The sequence below is a fragment of the Streptomyces sp. P17 genome (assembly GCF_032436805.1).
Taxonomy (GTDB): Bacteria; Actinomycetota; Actinomycetes; order Streptomycetales; family Streptomycetaceae; genus Streptomyces.
In genome coordinates this window covers 1-447 of sequence record NZ_JAVRBF010000340.1, presented here as the reverse complement: position 1 = coordinate 447, position 447 = coordinate 1, and the positions used below count along the sequence as shown (strand labels likewise).

Genomic DNA, 447 nt, shown 5'->3' with positions numbered 1-447 from the left:
TCCAGAGGCACTAAGTTTTGTCCAAATGTTGCTAAATCCGGGATCATACAGGATTACTTGTTTATTGGTCAAATACAGAGTACCTCTGGAGATTTTCCTGAACAAGTCAAAACGATTCATCTCAGTGATATTAGGGATATATGGGGAGATTCACATAGGATATACATGGAAACTAATGTGGGAGAAATTCAATTGGGTCCATCAAATAGAAAATACAAAGGAAGGAAAACCCCAATCGTATCCGAATATAGTTCTTTTCCAACATTCTATAAAATGCTATCTAAATTAATTGCATTGGATTGAAGAGCGGAGCTGATGCAAAGAAAAAGGGATAATTGGAATTGTTTCGGAATCAATATAAATTCGGGATGAATTGTTTCAATAAAAATTCACCTTTCCTTTGATAGAAATAACAGATTTTAAATAAAAATAATGTTCCAAAACCGA

1 protein-coding gene is annotated in these 447 nt (G+C 33.6%); it reads left to right on the top strand.

What is annotated here, in order from left to right:
* A partial coding sequence (locus RMT89_RS41175) for a hypothetical protein (protein WP_315888871.1) occupies positions 1 to 303 on the top strand: 303 nt, incomplete at its 5' end.
* Positions 304 to 447 lie beyond the last annotated feature (144 nt).